Annotated in this window: 17 protein-coding genes; 9 read left to right on the plus strand and 8 right to left on the minus strand. The window is 72.5% G+C overall.

Annotated elements, in window-relative coordinates; translation table 11 throughout:
* Positions 1-40: 40 nt before the first annotated feature.
* Complete coding sequence (locus GR130_RS23630) at positions 41-1858, minus strand: glycoside hydrolase family 15 protein (RefSeq protein ID WP_159506550.1); 1818 nt, start codon at positions 1856-1858, stop codon at positions 41-43.
* Between the two features lie 218 nt (positions 1859-2076).
* Complete coding sequence (locus tag GR130_RS23635) at positions 2077-2760, minus strand: hypothetical protein (protein WP_159506551.1); 684 nt, start codon at positions 2758-2760, stop codon at positions 2077-2079.
* 101 nt (positions 2761-2861) lie between these two features.
* Here GR130_RS23635 and GR130_RS23640 point away from each other — a divergent pair, with 101 nt between their 5' ends.
* Positions 2862-3596: an MBL fold metallo-hydrolase gene (locus tag GR130_RS23640; protein ID WP_159506552.1), complete on the plus strand. Its 735-nt coding sequence runs from the start codon at positions 2862-2864 to the stop codon at positions 3594-3596.
* A gap of 72 nt (positions 3597-3668) precedes the next feature.
* On the opposite strand, the gene GR130_RS23645 is transcribed toward GR130_RS23640, so the two are convergent.
* Positions 3669-4442 carry an AraC family transcriptional regulator gene (locus GR130_RS23645; protein ID WP_159506553.1) on the minus strand — a complete coding sequence of 258 codons (774 nt, stop codon included), beginning with the start codon at positions 4440-4442 and terminating at the stop codon, positions 3669-3671.
* A 70-nt stretch (positions 4443-4512) separates the two neighbouring features.
* On the opposite strand from GR130_RS23645, the gene GR130_RS23650 reads away from it, so the two are divergent.
* Entirely contained in the window at positions 4513-5730 is a 1218-nt protein-coding gene (locus GR130_RS23650) for an MFS transporter (protein WP_159506554.1), read from the plus strand.
* Between the two features lie 118 nt (positions 5731-5848).
* Here GR130_RS23650 and GR130_RS23655 read toward each other — a convergent pair whose 3' ends face one another.
* The 3 genes from GR130_RS23655 to GR130_RS23665 all read right to left on the minus strand — a co-directional run bounded on the left by GR130_RS23655 (position 5849) and on the right by GR130_RS23665 (position 8913).
* A complete protein-coding gene (locus tag GR130_RS23655) occupies positions 5849-7294 on the minus strand; it encodes a glyceraldehyde-3-phosphate dehydrogenase (protein WP_159506555.1) in 1446 nt (481 codons plus the stop codon).
* Between the two features lie 214 nt (positions 7295-7508).
* A complete protein-coding gene (locus GR130_RS23660; RefSeq protein WP_159506556.1) occupies positions 7509-8180 on the minus strand; it encodes a hypothetical protein in 672 nt (223 codons plus the stop codon).
* Positions 8181-8250: 70 nt separating this feature from the next.
* Positions 8251-8913, minus strand: a complete 663-nt coding sequence (locus GR130_RS23665) for a TetR/AcrR family transcriptional regulator (protein WP_159506557.1) — start codon at positions 8911-8913, stop codon at positions 8251-8253.
* Between the two features lie 192 nt (positions 8914-9105).
* Here GR130_RS23665 and GR130_RS23670 point away from each other — a divergent pair, with 192 nt between their 5' ends.
* From GR130_RS23670 to GR130_RS23695, 6 genes are all read left to right on the plus strand, one after another.
* Positions 9106-9333 (plus strand): ferredoxin, encoded by a 228-nt coding sequence (locus tag GR130_RS23670; RefSeq protein WP_159510169.1) that lies wholly within the window; start codon positions 9106-9108, stop codon positions 9331-9333.
* A gap of 5 nt (positions 9334-9338) precedes the next feature.
* Positions 9339-10715, plus strand: a complete 1377-nt coding sequence (locus GR130_RS23675; protein ID WP_159506558.1) for an NAD(P)/FAD-dependent oxidoreductase — start codon at positions 9339-9341, stop codon at positions 10713-10715.
* A gap of 11 nt (positions 10716-10726) precedes the next feature.
* On the plus strand, positions 10727-11947 hold the full coding sequence (locus GR130_RS23680) for a cytochrome P450 (protein ID WP_159506559.1): 1221 nt from the start codon (positions 10727-10729) through the stop codon (positions 11945-11947).
* A gap of 114 nt (positions 11948-12061) precedes the next feature.
* The gene (locus tag GR130_RS23685) at positions 12062-12514 is read left to right on the plus strand and encodes a hypothetical protein (protein ID WP_159506560.1); all 453 of its coding nucleotides are present in this window, start codon (positions 12062-12064) and stop codon (positions 12512-12514) included.
* Positions 12514-12816: a transcriptional regulator gene (locus tag GR130_RS23690; protein WP_159506561.1), complete on the plus strand. Its 303-nt coding sequence runs from the start codon at positions 12514-12516 to the stop codon at positions 12814-12816. The genes GR130_RS23685 and GR130_RS23690 overlap by 1 nt, the downstream gene beginning before the upstream one ends.
* Before the next feature lie 244 nt (positions 12817-13060).
* Positions 13061-13816 (plus strand): dienelactone hydrolase family protein, encoded by a 756-nt coding sequence (locus tag GR130_RS23695; protein WP_159506562.1) that lies wholly within the window; start codon positions 13061-13063, stop codon positions 13814-13816.
* Between the two features lie 180 nt (positions 13817-13996).
* On the opposite strand, the gene GR130_RS23700 is transcribed toward GR130_RS23695, so the two are convergent.
* Positions 13997-14440, minus strand: a complete 444-nt coding sequence (locus tag GR130_RS23700) for a hypothetical protein (RefSeq protein ID WP_159506563.1) — start codon at positions 14438-14440, stop codon at positions 13997-13999.
* 258 nt (positions 14441-14698) lie between these two features.
* Between GR130_RS23700 and GR130_RS23705 the strand changes: the two genes are divergently transcribed.
* Positions 14699-15862, plus strand: coding sequence for a permease (locus GR130_RS23705; RefSeq protein WP_159506564.1), 1164 nt, complete (start codon positions 14699-14701; stop codon positions 15860-15862).
* A 105-nt stretch (positions 15863-15967) separates the two neighbouring features.
* Here GR130_RS23705 and GR130_RS23710 read toward each other — a convergent pair whose 3' ends face one another.
* Complete coding sequence (locus tag GR130_RS23710) at positions 15968-16408, minus strand: GNAT family N-acetyltransferase (protein WP_159506565.1); 441 nt, start codon at positions 16406-16408, stop codon at positions 15968-15970.
* Positions 16409-16600: the final 192 nt, after the last annotated feature.

The following is a 16600-nucleotide window of genomic DNA, read 5'->3' on the forward strand; positions in this document are numbered from 1 at the left end:
GGCCGTTCCGGCGGGGCCGGCCGCCCGGTCGGTCCGCCGGTCAGTCACGCTGCCGGTCGAGGGCGTCGTCCAAGGTGGTGGCGGCCATGATGAGCGACAGATGGGTGAACGCCTGCGGGAAGTTGCCCAACTGCTCGCCGCTGGGGCCGATTTCCTCGGCGAACAGCCCGACGTGGTTGGCGTAGGTCTGCATCTTCTCGAAGGCGTAGCGCGCCAGGCGGAGCCGGCCGGCGCGGGCCAGGGCGTCGACGTAGAGGAAGGTGCACAGGCTGAAGGTGCCTTCCGAGCCGCGCAGGCCGTCGGGTGACGCGGCGGGGTCGTAGCGGTGGACGAGGCTGTCGGACACCAGGGTGCGCTCCACCGCGTCCAGGGTGGACAGCCAGCTCTCCGTCCGGGGTGCCAGGAAGCCCACCCGTGGCAGGAGCAGCAGCGACGCGTCGAGCACCGTGCCGCCGTAGTGCTGGACGAGGGCCTTTTGCTGGTCGTTCCAGCCGCGCTGCATCACCTGTTCCATGATCGTGTCGCGGGCGGTGGTCCACCGGACGGTGTCGGCGGGGCGGCTGTAGGCGGCCGCCAGGCGCAGTCCCCGGTCGAACGCGACCCAGGACATGATCCGGCTGAAGGTGAAGTCCTTGCGTCCGCCGCGCGTCTCCCAGATCCCTTCGTCGGGGCGGTCCCAGGAGTCGGCGAGCCAGTCCAGCGTCCGGGCCAGGTTCTTCCAGCCGTGATAGCCGGCCCGCATGGCGATCTCCCGACCCTCCGACAGGGCGTAGAGCGCCTCGCCGTAGATGTCCAGCTGCAGCTGGTCGGCAGCGGCGTTCCCGGCCCGTACCGGATACGAGCCCTGATAGCCCTCCAGGTGCGGAAGGATCTCCTCCGACAGATCGGGGTCCCCGTCGACGCGGTACATGATCTGGAGCGGTTCGCTCCGGTCGTCCTCCGGGGGCTGCAGGCGGTCCCCCAGCCAGCGGGTGAACTGCGCCGCCTCCTCGATGAACCCGAGATCGAGCAGGGCCCGCACCGACAGCGATCCGTCGCGCACCCAGGTGTACCGGTAGTCCCAGTTGCGTTCGCCGCCCACCTGCTCGGGCAGCCCCATGGTGGCCGCCGCGACCGGCGCCCCGGTGGGGGCGTACGTGAGGAGTTTGAGGGTGATCGCGGAGCGGTGCACCACGCCCGGCCACCGGCCCCGGTAGCGGGAGGTACGCACCCAGTGCTGCCAGAAGTCCACGACCTCCCAGAAGCGCCGCGTCACCTCGTCCGATGTCACCGGCGGTGGGGCGGGCGCGCCCGCCGCGTCGACGGTGAGGACGGCCGCGGCCACCTGGCCGGCGCGCAGCGTGACCGCTCCCCGTACGTCGGTGCCGTCGGGTTGCAGCGGGAAGCCGGTCTGCAGATGCGCGGTGATGCCGGGCGCCCGGAACGTGGCAAGGCCCTCCCCCAGGTCCCGGTCGTGGACGGCCCGCCCGTAGTCGAAGCGCGGCCGGCACTCCAGGTCGAAGTGGACCGTTCCCCGGACCGCTCGCGCACCGCGCAGCAGGACGTGCCGGCCGGACGGCGTCCCCGTACGGTCCGGTGGCATGCAGTCGAAGACCTCGCCCACGCCGTCCGGGGACATGAACCGCGTGACCAGGACCGCGGTGTCCGGGAAGTAGAGCTGCTTGCAGGTACTGCCCGGGTCCTCCGGTCCGAACAGGAAGTAGCCCCCGCGCTCGTGGTCGAGCAGTGCGGCGAAGATGCTGGGCGAGTCGAACCGGGGCGCCGCGAACCAGTCGACGACCCCCTGCGACGAGATCAGCGCAGCGGTCTGCAGGTCACCGACGATGCCGTGGTCCGCGATGGGAGGGTAGCGATCCATGATCATCCCGCCTTGTGGGTGCCGTACCTCCACTCTCCGCCCCGCCCGACAGGCACGCCAAAGCGGAACCGGCCCCGGCGCCCGCACCCCGTTCCTCCGCAGGTCAGAGGCGTTCCGGCGGCGGCGACCGGCCCGCGCACGGTGACCGCCCTCCGCACCGTGGTCAAGCCTCCGGCCGCCCTTCCCCGCCCTCTCACCCCTCCTGCCCTTCCTCCCCCTTACCCCTCCTGCCCGGCGGTCCGGCGGCGGCGCAGGGTGACCACGAAGACATGACAGCTGACGGCCAGCATCCAGAAGGGGAAGACGAGTTCGAGATGGCTCGTGGTGCCCACCGCGAAAAGCAGCGCCAGCGCGACGAGGTAGCCGAGCCAGACCAGCCAACGGGGGAAGATGCCGAGCCGGTGACCGATGGTCGTGGTGGATACGACGAACACGGCGGCCATCCGCGTCGAGTAGCTGGTGAGCAGCACGAGGACGAGGTGGCGCCCGTACTGCCAGAGCGCGAGCTGCCCCGCCGACGCCGAGGAGGACACGTCCGTCACGTCCAGCAGGCTGCCCGCCGTCGCCGCGAGGACGAAGAGCACGGCCACGAACAGCAGCCCGCTGCCCAGGAACAGCGTGGCGAAGAACCGGTCCTCCCCCGCACCGACGTAGTCCCTGATCGCCCCCATGAACCACAGGAAGAAGATCCCGGCGAACGGCAGGAGGGCCAGGGCCGTGTGGAGGAATTCCCGCTGGGAGGTGCGGTGGATCCAGTCGACGGCGTACTCGGGGTGCGCGGGCACCGCCAGCCGCACCAGCAGGATGGCGGTACCCAGCAGCAGCGCGGAGACGATCCCGGCCACCGCCGCGACGCGCGGCGTCTGCAACGCCCGGACCGGGGCCCCGCCGGTGGTTGGCATGACGTTCTCCTCCAGCAGACGCTTCCGGCCGAGCCCACATGGTGCAGTGCCGCCGTCGTGCACACACCGCGCCGACACTCGCCGGCACGACATTCACCCCCATGGCCCGCCCCACCTTCGAGCGGCCCGGCCCGCACTTCCGGCGGCCCGGAAATACCGGAACCAGCAGAACTGATCACGCGATCGTTTTTCCGCGCGGGGCGCGTCCTGGGGCCGGCGGTGAGCCGTGGGGCTTTCCGGCGGCGAAGAGCACCGACAGCATCAGTCGCTATGCGGCCGAGCATTTCGGGGGGTTCGACTTCTCCGGAATCACCGTGACGGCGCCGACGCGGACGTTCACCGGGCGTCAGGAGATGAACGTCGGTGGTGTCACGGTGGAGTTGGTCGATCTGGGCCCGGGGCACAGCGCGGGCGACGTCGCGCTGCGGGTCCCCGATGACGGGATCGTCTTCGCAGGGGCCATGCTCTTCGACGGCGGGCACATGATCGTCTGGTCCGGATCGCCGGCGGCGTGCATCGACTCCGTGGACGTTCCGCTCGCCAGGGGTGCCGAGACGTTCGTGCCGGGGCACGGGGCGCTGATGGGGGCCGAGGTCCGCGACTTCCGCGCGTACCTGACCGAGGTGCAGGCGGCGGCCACGGCCTGGGCGCGGGACGGTCTTCCACTGTCGCAGGCGGCGGCCCGGGTGCATGCGGAGTTCGCCGGCGACCGCGCCCACCCCGAACGGCTCTTCACGGCGACCGCGGGCACCTACGCCGATGCCGGACTCGCCGAGGCCCTGGCCACCTTGGACCTCGTGAAGGGCATGGCGGATCTGGCCCGGCTCCCCGTCTGACGGCCGTTGCGCAGGGGAGCGGCAGCGGTCGGCGTCAGGGCCGCGGGGCTGTTGTGTGGCCGGTGAGGCCGGTCAGGGGGTGAAGTAGCGGGTGGGGGTGGTGCCGAGGGCGCGGCGGAACATGGCGGTGAAGGCGCTGGGGGTGGAGTAGCCGACGCGCAGCGCGACGGCGGTGACGGGAACGCCCTTCGCCAGCAGCGCCACCGCGTGCACCAGCTTCGCCTGCTGCACCCAGTGGCCCAGGCTCATACCGGTCGCGGCGGCGAAGTGGCGCTGCAGGCTGCGGGGGCTCAAGTGCGCCTGGGCCGCAGCCTGTTCCGTCGTCCAGCGGCGCTCCGGACGGCGCCGGATCTCCCGGCACAGGGCGGCGAGCCGGGGGCAGTCCGGGGCCGGCAGGTGCAGTGCCCGGACGGGGCGCGGGGTGAGTTCCCGGAGCAGCAGCTCCATGACCAGGCCGTCCCGGCCGCCGGTCCGGTACTCCACCGGCAGCCGCGTCGCCTCGTCGATCAGCTCGCGCAGCAGCGGGGAGACGGACACGACGGTGGGCGTACCGGGGAGGCCGGCCGCGGCGTCCCCGGCGAGGTACAGCGTCCGCATGGCGACCGGGCCGGCGCAGGTCATCTCATGGGTGAGGCCCGGGGGCACCCACGCCGCCCTGCTGGCCGGTACCACCCACGTCCCGTGCGCGGTGCCCACCGTGATGGCGCCGGACGTGCCGTAGATCAGCTGGGCGCGCCGGTGGGAGTGCGGCGGGATGTGATGGCCGTCGGGCAGGTCGCGCGCCATCGCCGCGATCGGCCGGGGCACGTCCTGGTAGTCGTCCCGATTCTCGCTCTTTCCGAACATGGCGCACTCTCGACATCACCTGGCGGTACGGCGAAAGTCTGCCACGCGGCACCTCCATAGCCTCGGCCGCATGCGTCACTTCCCGCTCTCCCCCGCAGCACCGCACGGGTCCCGGCCCGGACGGCCGCCGCGTTTCCAGGTGCCCGTACTGGCCGTGGCCGCCGCGCTGACGGCCGCCAACGTCTACCTGAGCCAGCCCCTGCTCCAGGAGATCGCCACCTCGCTGTCCGCCGACCCGGGACTGCTGGGCGCCCTGCCCACCGCCACCCAACTCGGGTACGCCGCGGGCATCCTGGTGCTGGTGCCGGCCGGGGACAGCCACGACCGCCGTCGGCTGATCCTGGTCCTCACCGCGAGTTCCGCACTGGCGCTCGCGGCGTGTGCGCTGGCTCCCGGGGCGTGGTTCCTGATCGCCGCCGGATTCGCGGTCGGTCTGCTGTCCCCCGTCCCGCAGTTGGTCACGCCGCTGGCCGTGGCCCTGTCCGAGGAGCGGGGGGCGGCCCGGGGGCGGGTCGTGGGCACCGTGCAGGCGGGGCTGCTCGTCGGCGTCCTCGCCTCCCGCGCCTACTCCGGCGCGCTGGCCACCCTGCTCGGCTGGCGCGGTGTCTACGCCGTCTCCTGCGCGCTCACGCTCGCTCTGGCGCTCGCGCTGCGCCGGTACCTGCCGCCGGCCCCGGCTCCGGGGGCCTCCGACGGATACCGGGCCTGCCTGGCCTCGCTGCCCCGGCTGGCCGCGCGGCCGCTGGTCGCGCGGGTGGTCTGGTCGGGCGCTCTGGTCGGTGTCGCGTTCGGCGCCTTCTGGACGACGCTGACGTTCCTGCTTGCCGACCGGTATCACTACGGCACCAGCCGGATCGGGCTGTTCGGGCTGGTCGCGGCGGCCAGCGCGCTGGTGTCGCCGTGGGCGGGGCGGATGGCCGACCGCCACGGCCGGGCGAGGGGGCTGGCCGTCCTGGTCACGCTGGTGATCGCCGGCTGGCTGGCGCTGCTGCCCGGCGGTGCGTCGCTGAGCTGGCTGGTGGCCGGGGTGGTGCTGCTCGACATCGGGGCCTGGGGCAGCCAGACGGTCAGTCAGACCGTGCTCTTCGCCCTGCCGGCCTCCCTGCACAACCGGCTGAACACCGTGTACTTCACCTTCCGCTTCTCGGGCATCGCGGCGGGCTCACTGGCCGGTTCGGTCGCGTGGTCGACTTCCGGCTGGCCGGCCGTCGTCGCGCTCGGCGCCTCGGCGGGGTTCCTCGGCCTGGTCGTCGGCCTGCTCCCGCACCGCGAGCGCACGGCGCCCTGATGCGCGAACGCCGGTGGGCGGAACGGCGGTTGGGGCGGCGACCGCTACCGGACGGCATCGGCCGCCGCCCGACCGCCGCCCCGCCTGCGGGGACGCCGGACCGGGCGGTCCGCAGGGGTCAGGCCACCGGCACCGGGTAGGTCGGGTACTCGACCCCGGAGACGTGCTGGACGACCCGGATGACCTGGCAGGAGTAGCCGAACTCGTTGTCGTACCAGAGGTAGAGGATCGCGTTGTCGCCGTCGACCTTGGTGGCTCCGGCGTCGACGATCGAGGCGTGGCGCGAGCCGATGAAGTCGCTGGAGACCGCGTCCGGGGCGGTGGTGAAGTCGATCTGGCGCTTGAGCGGCGAGGTCAGCGACACGTTGCGGAGGTAGTCGTGGACCTCCTCGCGGGTGGTCTCGCGTCCGAGGCGGAGGCTGAGGATGGCGATCGAGACGTCCGGCACCGGGACGCGGACCGAGCTGCCTGTGATCGTCGCCTTGAGGTCGGGCAGCGCCTTGGCGACCGCGGAGGCCGCACCGGTCTCGGCGATGACCATGTTGAGCGGCGCGGAACGGCCACGACGGTCCGACTTGTGGTAATTGTCCAGCAGGTTCTGGTCGTTGGTGAACGAGTGGATGGTCTCCACGTGACCGCGCAGGACGCCGTACTCGTCCGCCATCGCCTTCAGCGGCGGCACGATGGCGTTGGTGGTGCAGGAGGCGCAGGACAGGATCTGCTCGTCCGGCTTGATCGTGTCGTGGTTGACGCCGTGCACGATGTTCGGGACGTCGCCCTTGCCCGGCGCGGTGAGGACGACCTTGTCGATGCCGGGGCGCAGGTGGCGGGACAGGCCCTCGCGGTCGCGCCACTTGCCGGTGTTGTCGATGAGGATGGCGTCCTTGATGCCGTACGCCGTGTAGTCCACCGACGTCGGGTCGTCGGAGTAGATCACCTTGATCTCGTTGCCGTTGGCGATGATCTTGCTGTTCGCCTCGTCGACGGTGATCGTGCCCTGGAACTGCCCATGGATGGAGTCCCGGCGGAGCAGTGAGGCGCGCTTGATGATGTCCTGGTCCCCGCCCCCGCGCACGACGATGGCGCGCAGCCGCAGGCCGTTGCCGGAGCCGGCCTTCTCGATGAGGAGGCGGGCTATGAGGCGGCCGATGCGGCCGAAACCGTAGAGCACGACGTCGCGCGGCTCGCGGCACTCGATCTTGTTGGCACCCGTGGCGCCCGCGACGGCCTCGGCGGTGAACTCCTCCACCGCCAGACCGCGGCCGTCGGTCTTGTACGTCGCGGCGAGCATGCCGATGTCGATCTGCGAAGGGCCGAGATCGAGCGCGGCGAGGGCCTGCAGGAACGGCAGCGTCTCGGTGACCGAGAGCTCCTCGCCGGCGATCTGCCGGGCGAATCGGTGGGTCTTGAGAATGCTGACCACCGACTTGTTCACCAGGGAGCGGCTGTGCAGCAGGACGGTGACATCCCGCTCCCGGTGCAGCTTCCCGATGATCGGGATCATCGACTCCGCGATCTCCTCGCGGCTCTTCCAGTCAGTGAACGAGTCTTCGTTGACAGTCACAGGTTTATCTTTCGAGCTAGGCGGCGCTCATATGCTAACCCCCCGCTGATTCGCTCGTTCAGACAGCCCCTCCCAAGCGGCACGCCCTCTCACTCCCGAGGTAGACCAGGGCGCAGTTTCTACCGACTTGCCCGATTTAAATGTTCAATTGCGCCCGCATTTACGCCACTTCGCGGCTCGTGCTCGCCGCTCAGCCGGGCCGTGCCGTCCGGAGTCAGGCCGTGGCGTCCGCGGTGGCGTGGCGGGTGACCGGCGGGGTGACCAGCAGGCGGGCGTGGATCCTGGGGCCCAGGCCGGCCGCCGCGACGGCGATCGCCACCGCGACGATCACGTCCGCGTGGTGCGTGACGCCGTCGAGCAGCACCTGGGCGAGCAGCGCGGCGACGATGAGGGTCAGTTTCGCGGCGATCAGCCGGGGCGCCGAGAGGACCGGTCCGGTGGACGGATGCGCCCGGCTCGCGCGGGTGCGGTGCGCCAGACGGATCTGGAGCGGGACCGTCAGCAGGACCACCAGCAGCCGAACACCCAGAGAGGCGGCGGGCTGTGCGCTGTGCGGGTCCAGCAGGCAGCCGAGCACGTAGGCGGCCACCAGGGCGCCCGCGACGATGGCCGTCCGGACGGTGACCAGCCGGGCGATGGCCCAACGGGGATCGGTGGCCTCGTACACCTGCCGGGTGAGAAGGCGGTGGGAGGGCAGCAGCAGGGGCGGGACGATCAGCAGGATCACGGCGGTACGAAGGGCGTGCGCCCAGGCCGGCTCGGCGCCCTCTCCCATCCAGGTGAGCGCCATGACGACGCCGGCCACGGCGTAGCGAATCCGCAGCTTCCGGGCCTCGCCGGGTGATCGCGGGACGGCCGCACGGGAGGCGTGGGGGGCCGGATTCATGAAGGGCTGCTCCTTCGCGGGAGGACGGGAGGAGAGGGCACCGTCGATGCGGCGGGGATGGTCGCGGCGGTCAGTCGTCATCGGTGCCGGTGGACGTACCGGCCGCATTGATGCCGGCGAACAGCCAGGTCAGGGCCTGGGCGAAGAGTTCTTCCGACACGCTTGAGGGGTCGAGGCGCCGCAGCCGCACCAGGCCCTGGAACAGCGCCGCGACCACGGTGGCCACGGCTTCGGCGGAGACCTCCTCGGGTGCGCCGCGCTCGGCCAGCGAGGTGCTGATCACCTGTTCCAGCGCCTGGCGGGGTTCGCGCAGCTTGGCCGCCATGGTCTCCAGCGCCTGCGGATTACGGACCGCGTACAGCCAGAACTCGGCCTGGAGCGGGGCGAAGTCGATGTCCTTGTCGGCGACGTCGATCAGCAGGCGGCCCAGCTCGGCGGCGGCCTCCCCGGTGCCCGCCTCATGGCTGTCCAGGGCGCGGGCGGCCTCCGCGATGCGGTCGTTCTGACGGTCGGACAGCAGCTCCAGGAAGAGGGCTTCCTTGCTGTCGAAGTTGGAGTACAGCGCGCCCGTGGAGAAGCCGGCGGCCTCGGCGATCTCCTCCACCGAGGCGCCGGTGAAGCCCTTGCGGGCGAAGATCCGCGCCGCCGCGTCCAGCAGCAGCGTCCGGGTACGGGCCTTGGCCTCGGCGCGGGTCAGGCGCTGGCGTCGGGGTGCATCGTGCTCGCCGTTCATATCGCCAAGGCTATTCGGATAGCGATCACTATGTCAATGTTCGGATAGCGAGTACAGTTCCCATAGCGCTCGCTATTTGAATTGCGATCGCGATGGCGGATCCCTGCGCCGTCGGCCCGCAGATGCCGGGCAGGACCGCGCCGAGCAGCGAGGAGAGGGAGAAAGATGACCACGCAAGGCCCGCCGGAGACCCTGCGGCTGGTGGTGGATCTCAACCGGTGCCAGAGCTACGGACAGTGCGTCTACGCCGCGCCGGCGGTCTTCCGCTTCCACGGCGAGGAGTCGCTGGAGTACGACTACGCACCCGACGCCGGCGCGCACCGCGAGGTGGCGCGTGCCGCGGCGGCCTGCCCCGTGCAGGCGATCACGCTGAGCGGCGCCACCGAGCCGTCGCCGCTGTCCTCGGAGCGGGACCGGTGACCGCCATGAGCACGCCCCGCCGGGCCGACGCCGGCCGCATCGTCGTGGTGGGCGCCTCGCTGGCCGGGCTGCGCGCCGCCGAGGCGCTGCGGGACGAGGGGTTCGGCGGGGAACTCACCCTCGTCGGCGACGAGCCCCACGAGCCCTACGACCGGCCGCCGCTGTCGAAGGCGGTGCTGTCCGGCCGGCTGACCACCGACCGCATCACCCTGCCCCGGGTGCGGAACATCGACGCGCGGTGGCTGCTGGGCACCGCCGCGACCCGGCTGGACATACCCGGCCGCCAAGTGGTGCTGGCCGACGGGCGGCGGGTGGACTTCGACCGGCTGCTGATCGCCACCGGCACCCGCGCCCGGCCGTGGCCCGACGCGGCCGGCGGCGGCCTGGCGGGTGTGCACACGCTGCGCGGCCGGGACGACGCCGACCGGCTGCGCGCGGCGCTGGCCACCGGTCCGCGCCGGGTGCTGGTCATCGGCGGCGGCTTCACCGGTGGCGAAGTAGCCTCGGGCTGCCGGGAGTTGGGGCTGGAGGTGACCGTGGTGCAGCGCGGCGCGGCCCCGCTGGCGAGCGCGCTGGGCGGCGTGATCGGCCGTGTCGCCACCGGCTGGCACCGCGCCGCCGGGGTGGACCTGCGGCTGCACACCACGGTCCGTGCGCTGGAAGGCGATGCCCACGGCAGGCTGCGCCGCGCCCGGCTGTCCGACGGCACCGCGGTGGACGCCGAGGTGGCCGTGGTCGCCACCGGCGCGCCGGCCAACACCGAGTGGCTGGCGGGTTCCGGGCTGGCCGCCGACCACCGCGGGGTGGTGTGCGACGGCGGCTGCCGGGCGCTGGGCGCCGACGGGGCGGCCGTCGAGGACGTCTTCGTCGCCGGTGACATCGCCCGCTGGCCGCACCCGCGCTTCCCCGGGCAGCTGCTGCGCCTGGACCACTGGGACAACGCCGTGGCGCAGGCGCGGACCGCCGCGTACAACATGACACACGCCTCGCCGAACCACCGCGTCCACCGGGCGCTGCCCGCCTTCTGGTCCAACCAGTTCGGGGTCAACCTCAAGTCCGTGGGACTGCCGCACCTCGCCGACCAGGTCGCCGTCACCCAAGGAGCCCTGGACCAGCGCCGGTTCGTGGCCGCCTACGGACTCCGCGGCCGGCTGGTCGCGGCCGTCGCGGTGGACTCGCCGCGCGTCCTGGACGGCTACGCCGCGCTCATCGAGGCCGGGGCACCGTTCCCGCCGGTGCTCAACGCGCCCGACGGACCGCCGCAACTCCGGCCCGTCGACGCGGAGTTCGCGCGCCCGGCCAGGGACGAGCCCGGCGGCGTGCGCGGCCACGACACCCACGCCCCGGCAGCCGCCACCCCGGCCCCGACCGCCCACCCGTAGGGAGCACCCCCATGACCACCACCCTGCCCGACACGGCCACCGGCCTGTTCACCCACGTCCTGCGGTACGAGAACCGCGCCGACCCCTACCCGTACTACACGCGGATGCTCCGGCAGCCGGTGACCCGCATGCACGACGGGACCTGGCTCGTCAGCGGCCACCAGGAGATCTCGCAGCTGCTGCACGATCCGCGGATCAGCGCCGACCGGCTCAACCCCGACGCACCGCCGCCCGCGTTCAGGAGCCTGCTGGTCCTGGACCCGCCGCGGCACGACCAGCTGCGCCACCTGGTCACCCGGCAGTTCATCCCGCGCATCATGGGCATGCGCGACCACCTCGAAACCCTCGTCGCCCGGCTTCTCGACGCGCACCGCGGCGAACAGCCGGGGCAACTCGACGTGGTCGCCGACCTCGCCTACCCCCTGCCGGTCACGGTGATCTGCGAACTGCTCGGCGTACCCCGCGAGGACGAAGCCGTCTTCGGCGGCCTGGCCCGCCGGCTCACCCGCGGACTGGATCCCATCGACACCCAGACCGAGGAGGAACTCCGCGAACTCCAGCAGGCCCGCGAGGAGTTGGTGCAGTATCTCGAAGGTCTCATCGCGCGGCGCCGGGCCGCCCCGGGTGACGATCTGCTCTCCGGCCTGATGTCCGGCACGGGTCCGGGGGGCGGGATGGGGCCGGTGGACCTGCGGGTCACGCTCGGCCTGCTGCTCATCGCCGGCCACGAGACCACCGTCAACCTGATCGCCAACGGCACGCTCGCCCTGCTGCGCCATCCCGACGCCCTCGCCCGGCTGCGCGCCGAACCCGACCTCGCCACCCCGCTCGTGGAGGAGGTGCTGCGCTACGACCCGCCGGTGCAGATGTCCGGGCGCAGCACGCTGGCCGACATCGACATCGCGGGGACCACCATCCCGCGGGGCGCCAGGGTCCGGCTGATGCTCGCCGCGGGCAACCGCGACCCGCGCCGCTTCCCGGACCCCGACCGGTTCGTCCCGGACCGCCGGGACAACACCCATCTCGGTTTCGGCGGCGGCCTGCACTACTGCATCGGCGCCACCCTCGCCCGTGCGGAGGCGCAGATCGCGCTCACCGCGCTGGCCCGCCGGCTGGCGTCACCGCGTCTGATCGCCGATCCGCCGCCGTACCGGGAGAACGCCATCCTGCGCGGCCCGGACCAACTCCCGGTCTCCTTCGAGCGGCTGGGCCCCGGCGAGCGGGCCGCCTGAGCGCCCTCAGCGGCGGGGTCCCCCGGGACATCCACCTTCTTTCTCGCAAGGAAAGAAGGTGGTACTTTCTCCATGAGCAAGTACCTCGGACGACCAGGATGACCAGGGGGACCCATGACCTCGTACGACGCGCGGACCGCGCTCGACGCCATACACCACCACCAGGAGCAGACCCGTGACGCCTATGTGCGCCACGGCTCCAAGCTCCCCTACACGCTCGTCACCGCGCTGACCGTGTTCGGCTTCAGTGCGGCCTTCGATCTGCCGAACCCCTGGCGCACCGTCACCCTCCTGACGGCGAGCGGCCTGATGACGGGCACACTGCTCGTGCAGCAGCGGCGCGCCCCGGTCCGCCGGAAGCCGTCCGGCGCCGAGTGGGCGTTCTCGCTGTGGGTGGCGGGCTTCGTCATCGTGATCCTCGTGGCGGCGGGGATCGGCGCCCGGCTGCTGGGGCTCCCGGAGCCCGGCATGGTCGCCGGGGCCGTCGCCGCCGTGGCGACCCTGGTGGCCGGGTATGCGACCCGCCCGATCGTCAAGGCCCTCACGCGCCGGGACGGCCACGCCTGATGGACCCGGACTTCGACGAGTTCCTGCACGTACCGGCCCGGCTCTCGGTCGTCGCGCTGCTGGCTCCGGCCGACTGGGCGGAGTTCGGCTTCGTGCGGGACACCGTGGGGACCAGCGACTCGGCCCTGTCCAAGCAGGTCGCCGCATTGGCGGAGGCCGGTTACGTCGAGGTGCGCAAGACCCGCAACCGCACGGGGCGGCACACCCACGTCCGGCTCACCGCGCACGGCCGGTGGGCGTTCCAGCGACACGCCGCGGCCCTGGAGCGGATCGTGGCGGCGGCGCGCGAACCGCAGGAGTGAGGCACGGAGCGGATGGTCAAGGGGCTTCGGTGCCAGGCAGGTTGACGGGGTGCCGGCTCCGGGGCGGTTCGGGCTCGGGAGTGCTCGGCCGGGGTGCGGCCGAAGCCGGTCACCGGGCCACTCCCCCGTCGGGCGGCGTGCGCGGCGCGGGCTACCGTGGGGGAATCCGCGCCGTGCATCGCAGCCGGCGCGCCGGTGCCGCGCCCCTCGCGCCCCGCCGGGAAACCTGATGAAAGGTACGGACATGGCAACTGTGAACGGTGTACCCCTCGACATCCCCGTACCGGACGGCACCGCCGACGCATATCTCGCCCATCCCGACGACGGCGCGGCGCACCCCGGAGTCCTGCTCTACATGGACGCCTTCGGGCTGCGCCCCTCGTTGCAGGAGATGGCCCGGCGGCTGGCCGGGCACGGATACACGGTGCTGGTCCCCAACGTCCTTCACCGCGCGGGGCGCGCCCCGTTGGTGGAACTGCCCGAGCACATCGACCCGTCCGAGCGGCCCGAGATCTTCGGGCAGCTCATGCCGCTCATCCAGAGCTTCACCCCCGAGCTGGCGGTCCGGGACGCCGGTGCCTATCTGGACTGGCTGGCCGCCTCGCCGCTGGTCGCCGACGGCCCCGTGGGCACCACCGGTTACTGCATGGGCGGCGCGCTCGGGGTCCGCACCGCGGCGGCCTTCCCGGACCGGGTCGCCGCCGTGGGCGCCTTCCACACCGGACGGCTGGTGACCGACGACGAGGACAGCCCGCACCTGCTCGCCGACCGCATCACGGCGGAGCTGTACTTCGGCCACGCCGACCAGGACGCGTCGATGCCGGTCGAGCAGATCAAGACCCTGGAGCAGGCACTGGACGCCGCGGGGGTGCGCTACAGCAGCGAGCTGTACGAAGGCGCCCACCACGGATACACCCAGAAGGACACCGCCGCCTACAACGCCGAGGCGGACACGCGCCATTGGAGCGCACTGCTGGACCTGTTCGGACGCACCCTCTGAGACAGGAGGCGAGCCGGTGGCCGGGCGCGCCCCGGCCACCGGCCCACAGGCCGCCGGTCCCTCCGTGCACGACCCCGCCGCCGGCAGCCAGGAGTGCGGGCGACATTCCGTCCCCGGCGGTGAACTGCTCCACCCGGCGGGCCGGTTGAGGTCACCGCGCGGCCGGAGCGGTGGCGCGGGTCAGCCCCAGAGCCGGGAGGTGACGACGTCGGGGGTGTTGGCCGGACGGCTGCCGGAGTAGGTCAGCGTCACCTGCGTGAAGTGCCACTGCCCAGGGTGACCGGTCCGCTGCTGTGGGTGCGCGAAGCGTACGTTGACCGCATAGCCGTGGAAGTGGCCCGCCGCGCAGTACGGCTTGCAGTCGTTGACCATGTCCGTTCCCTCGGCGACCGCGGCCTGCGGCTGCCACCGCGCCCAGCGCAGCGAGGTGAGGACGTTGTTCCCGTCGCCGCAGGCGAGCATGAACTCGCCGGGGCGGACCTGGGTGTTGCCGGTGCAGTCGACGACCGCCACGCGGGCTCGCGGGGGCGGCCCGGGGGCAGCGGACGCGGGCGCCGCCGTGGCCGTCGCGAGTGCCGCCCCGGCACAGACCATGAGTGCTGCCGTCGTTCTGTGGGCTCGCATATCCGCTCCTCCGCCGCTTCGCAAGGATGGCCACCGGCTGCGACGCAGGGTGCGGTGTTCGTCACGGTACGAGCATTCCCCCGCGGGGCGGTCGTTGCCCTTCTGCCGACACGCTACGACCGCCGCCCCGGACCGTGCCACTCCAGCAGGTCGCGGCCCCCGGCCCAAGATCGGCACGAGCCGCGTACGGGCGACCGGCTCGCGGGGAGGGCGTGTCCCGGGGGCGGCATCCGCGGTCCGGAGGGTAAGGCTTCACCCATGCATGCCGTACTGCACGCCCTGTCGATCGCCGGTTCCATGGCCTGGGAAATCACCTGGGCGCTGATCCTGGGCTTCGCCCTGTCCGCCGTGGTCCAGGCACTCGTTCGCAAGTCCACCGTCGTCGCGCTGCTCGGCGACGACCGCCCCCGCACGCTCGCGATCGCCGCCGGGCTCGGCGTCGCCTCGTCCTCCTGCTCGTACGCCGCGGTCGCGCTCGCCCGCTCGCTGTTCCGCAAGGGCGCGCACTTCACCGCCGCGATGGCCTTCGAGATCGCCTCCACCAACCTGGTCGTCGAACTCGGCGTCATCCTGGCCCTGCTCATGGGATGGCAGTTCACCGCGGCGGAGTTCGCCGGCGGCACCATCATGATCGTCGCGCTGGCGGTGCTGTTCCGGCTGCTGCTGCCTTCGGAACTGCTGCGCGAGGCGCGCGCGCAGGCGGACCGCGGGCTGGCCGGCTCGATGGAGGGCCATGCCGCGATGGACATGTCCGTACGGCGCCCCGGCTCGTTCGCCCGGCGGCTGTTCTCCCCCGAGGGGTTCACCGCCACCGCGCACGTCTTCGTCATGGAGTGGGCGGCGATCCTGCGCGACCTGGTGGCCGGCCTGGTCGTCGCCGGTGCGATCGCCGCCTGGGTGCCGGACTCCTTCTGGCGCTCCTTCTTCTTCGCCGGCCATCCGCTGGCGTCCGCGGTGTGGGGGCCGCTGATCGGCCCGCTGGTCGCCATCGCGTCGTTCGTCTGCTCCATCGGCAACGTGCCGCTGGCGGTCGTGCTGTGGAAGGGCGGCATCAGCTTCGGCGGCGTCGTGGCGTTCGTCTTCGCCGACCTGCTGATCCTGCCCATCCTCCACATCTACCGGAAGTACTACGGCGGCCGGATGGCGCTCTTCCTCCTCGGCACCTTCTACGCCGCCATGGTCACCGCCGGCTACGTCGTGGAGTTCGCCTTCCGCGCCCTCGGCCTCGTCCCCGACCAGGCCCGTGCCAGGGTCCCCATGGAGGGCGTCTCCTGGAACTACACCAGCTGGCTCAACATCGCCTTCCTCCTCCTCGCCGCCGCCCTTCTGGTGCGGTTCCTCCGCACCGGCGGCCGGGCGATGCTGGGAATGATGGGCGGCTCCCCCGCCACGGCGAACGGGCACGGGAACCATGGCAGTTGACGACCGCGGCCTCCTTCGCACCGTGCCCGAAAGGGCGTTGCCAGGAAGGCTGGCGGCCGGCCGCCGCCAGCGGCCCCCGGTCGGCACGCCACCGGCGCCCCGTGCTCAGGAGAGCCGCAGGTCGATCCAGGGGGTGGTGTCACCGGGCAGCAGATAGCGCTCCGTCTCGGCGAAACCGTGCTTCAGGGCGAACCGCAGACCGTCCTCGTTGGAGGACAGCACGACGGTCTCGACCGCCTCGGCGCCGAGTTCGCGCGCCCGCCGCAGACCGCGCGCATACAGTTCCTCGCCGAACCCCCGGCCGCGGTGCGCGGCGAGCACCCGTGCGATCACCGTGGCGGTCGACGGGTCGTCCACCGGCGGGCGCACGGTGCTGCACCCCACGAGGACGTCCCCGACATAGGCCACCTCCAGGTGGTTCCTCCGGGCGCGTTCCCTGACGTCGTCCAGGGACAGCACATGGGTCGGGATGACGGCGTTGTGGACGTGCCGCCAGTCCGCGAACCCGGCGTCGCCGTCCGGTTGTGTGATGCGCAGGTCAGACATCGCAGCAGGAAACCCGGGCGCACCCCGGGGCGTCAACTCCGTCCGCCCGTCGCCGGCCGCACCGTCGCCGCGCCGAGGCCGGTCGGCAGCCGCGGTACACCTGCCCGGGTTCGCGACGTCGCGGTGGCGCCCCGTGCGTGCGGGGCGCCACACGACCGGCGGTGGGCGGGACGGAAGGCGCCGGGCTCAGGC

The sequence above is a fragment of the Streptomyces sp. GS7 genome, from assembly GCF_009834125.1.
Lineage (GTDB): Bacteria > Actinomycetota > Actinomycetes > Streptomycetales > Streptomycetaceae > Streptomyces.

What these genes read in the sequence shown, in the direction of transcription:
- GR130_RS23630 (WP_159506550.1), bottom strand. Translation starts at nt 1,858, where the DNA reads ATGGATCGCTACCCTCCCATCGCGGACCACGGCATCGTCGGTGACCTG.
- GR130_RS23635 (WP_159506551.1), bottom strand. Translation starts at nt 2,760, where the DNA reads ATGCCAACCACCGGCGGGGCCCCGGTCCGGGCGTTGCAGACGCCGCGC.
- GR130_RS23640 (WP_159506552.1), top strand. Translation starts at nt 2,862, where the DNA reads ATGGCCCGCCCCACCTTCGAGCGGCCCGGCCCGCACTTCCGGCGGCCC.
- GR130_RS23645 (WP_159506553.1), bottom strand. Translation starts at nt 4,442, where the DNA reads ATGTTCGGAAAGAGCGAGAATCGGGACGACTACCAGGACGTGCCCCGG.
- GR130_RS23650 (WP_159506554.1), top strand. Translation starts at nt 4,513, where the DNA reads ATGCGTCACTTCCCGCTCTCCCCCGCAGCACCGCACGGGTCCCGGCCC.
- GR130_RS23660 (WP_159506556.1), bottom strand. Translation starts at nt 8,180, where the DNA reads ATGAATCCGGCCCCCCACGCCTCCCGTGCGGCCGTCCCGCGATCACCC.
- GR130_RS23665 (WP_159506557.1), bottom strand. Translation starts at nt 8,913, where the DNA reads ATGAACGGCGAGCACGATGCACCCCGACGCCAGCGCCTGACCCGCGCC.
- GR130_RS23675 (WP_159506558.1), top strand. Translation starts at nt 9,339, where the DNA reads ATGAGCACGCCCCGCCGGGCCGACGCCGGCCGCATCGTCGTGGTGGGC.
- GR130_RS23680 (WP_159506559.1), top strand. Translation starts at nt 10,727, where the DNA reads ATGACCACCACCCTGCCCGACACGGCCACCGGCCTGTTCACCCACGTC.
- GR130_RS23685 (WP_159506560.1), top strand. Translation starts at nt 12,062, where the DNA reads ATGACCTCGTACGACGCGCGGACCGCGCTCGACGCCATACACCACCAC.
- GR130_RS23690 (WP_159506561.1), top strand. Translation starts at nt 12,514, where the DNA reads ATGGACCCGGACTTCGACGAGTTCCTGCACGTACCGGCCCGGCTCTCG.
- GR130_RS23695 (WP_159506562.1), top strand. Translation starts at nt 13,061, where the DNA reads ATGGCAACTGTGAACGGTGTACCCCTCGACATCCCCGTACCGGACGGC.
- GR130_RS23700 (WP_159506563.1), bottom strand. Translation starts at nt 14,440, where the DNA reads ATGCGAGCCCACAGAACGACGGCAGCACTCATGGTCTGTGCCGGGGCG.
- GR130_RS23705 (WP_159506564.1), top strand. Translation starts at nt 14,699, where the DNA reads ATGCATGCCGTACTGCACGCCCTGTCGATCGCCGGTTCCATGGCCTGG.
- GR130_RS23710 (WP_159506565.1), bottom strand. Translation starts at nt 16,408, where the DNA reads ATGTCTGACCTGCGCATCACACAACCGGACGGCGACGCCGGGTTCGCG.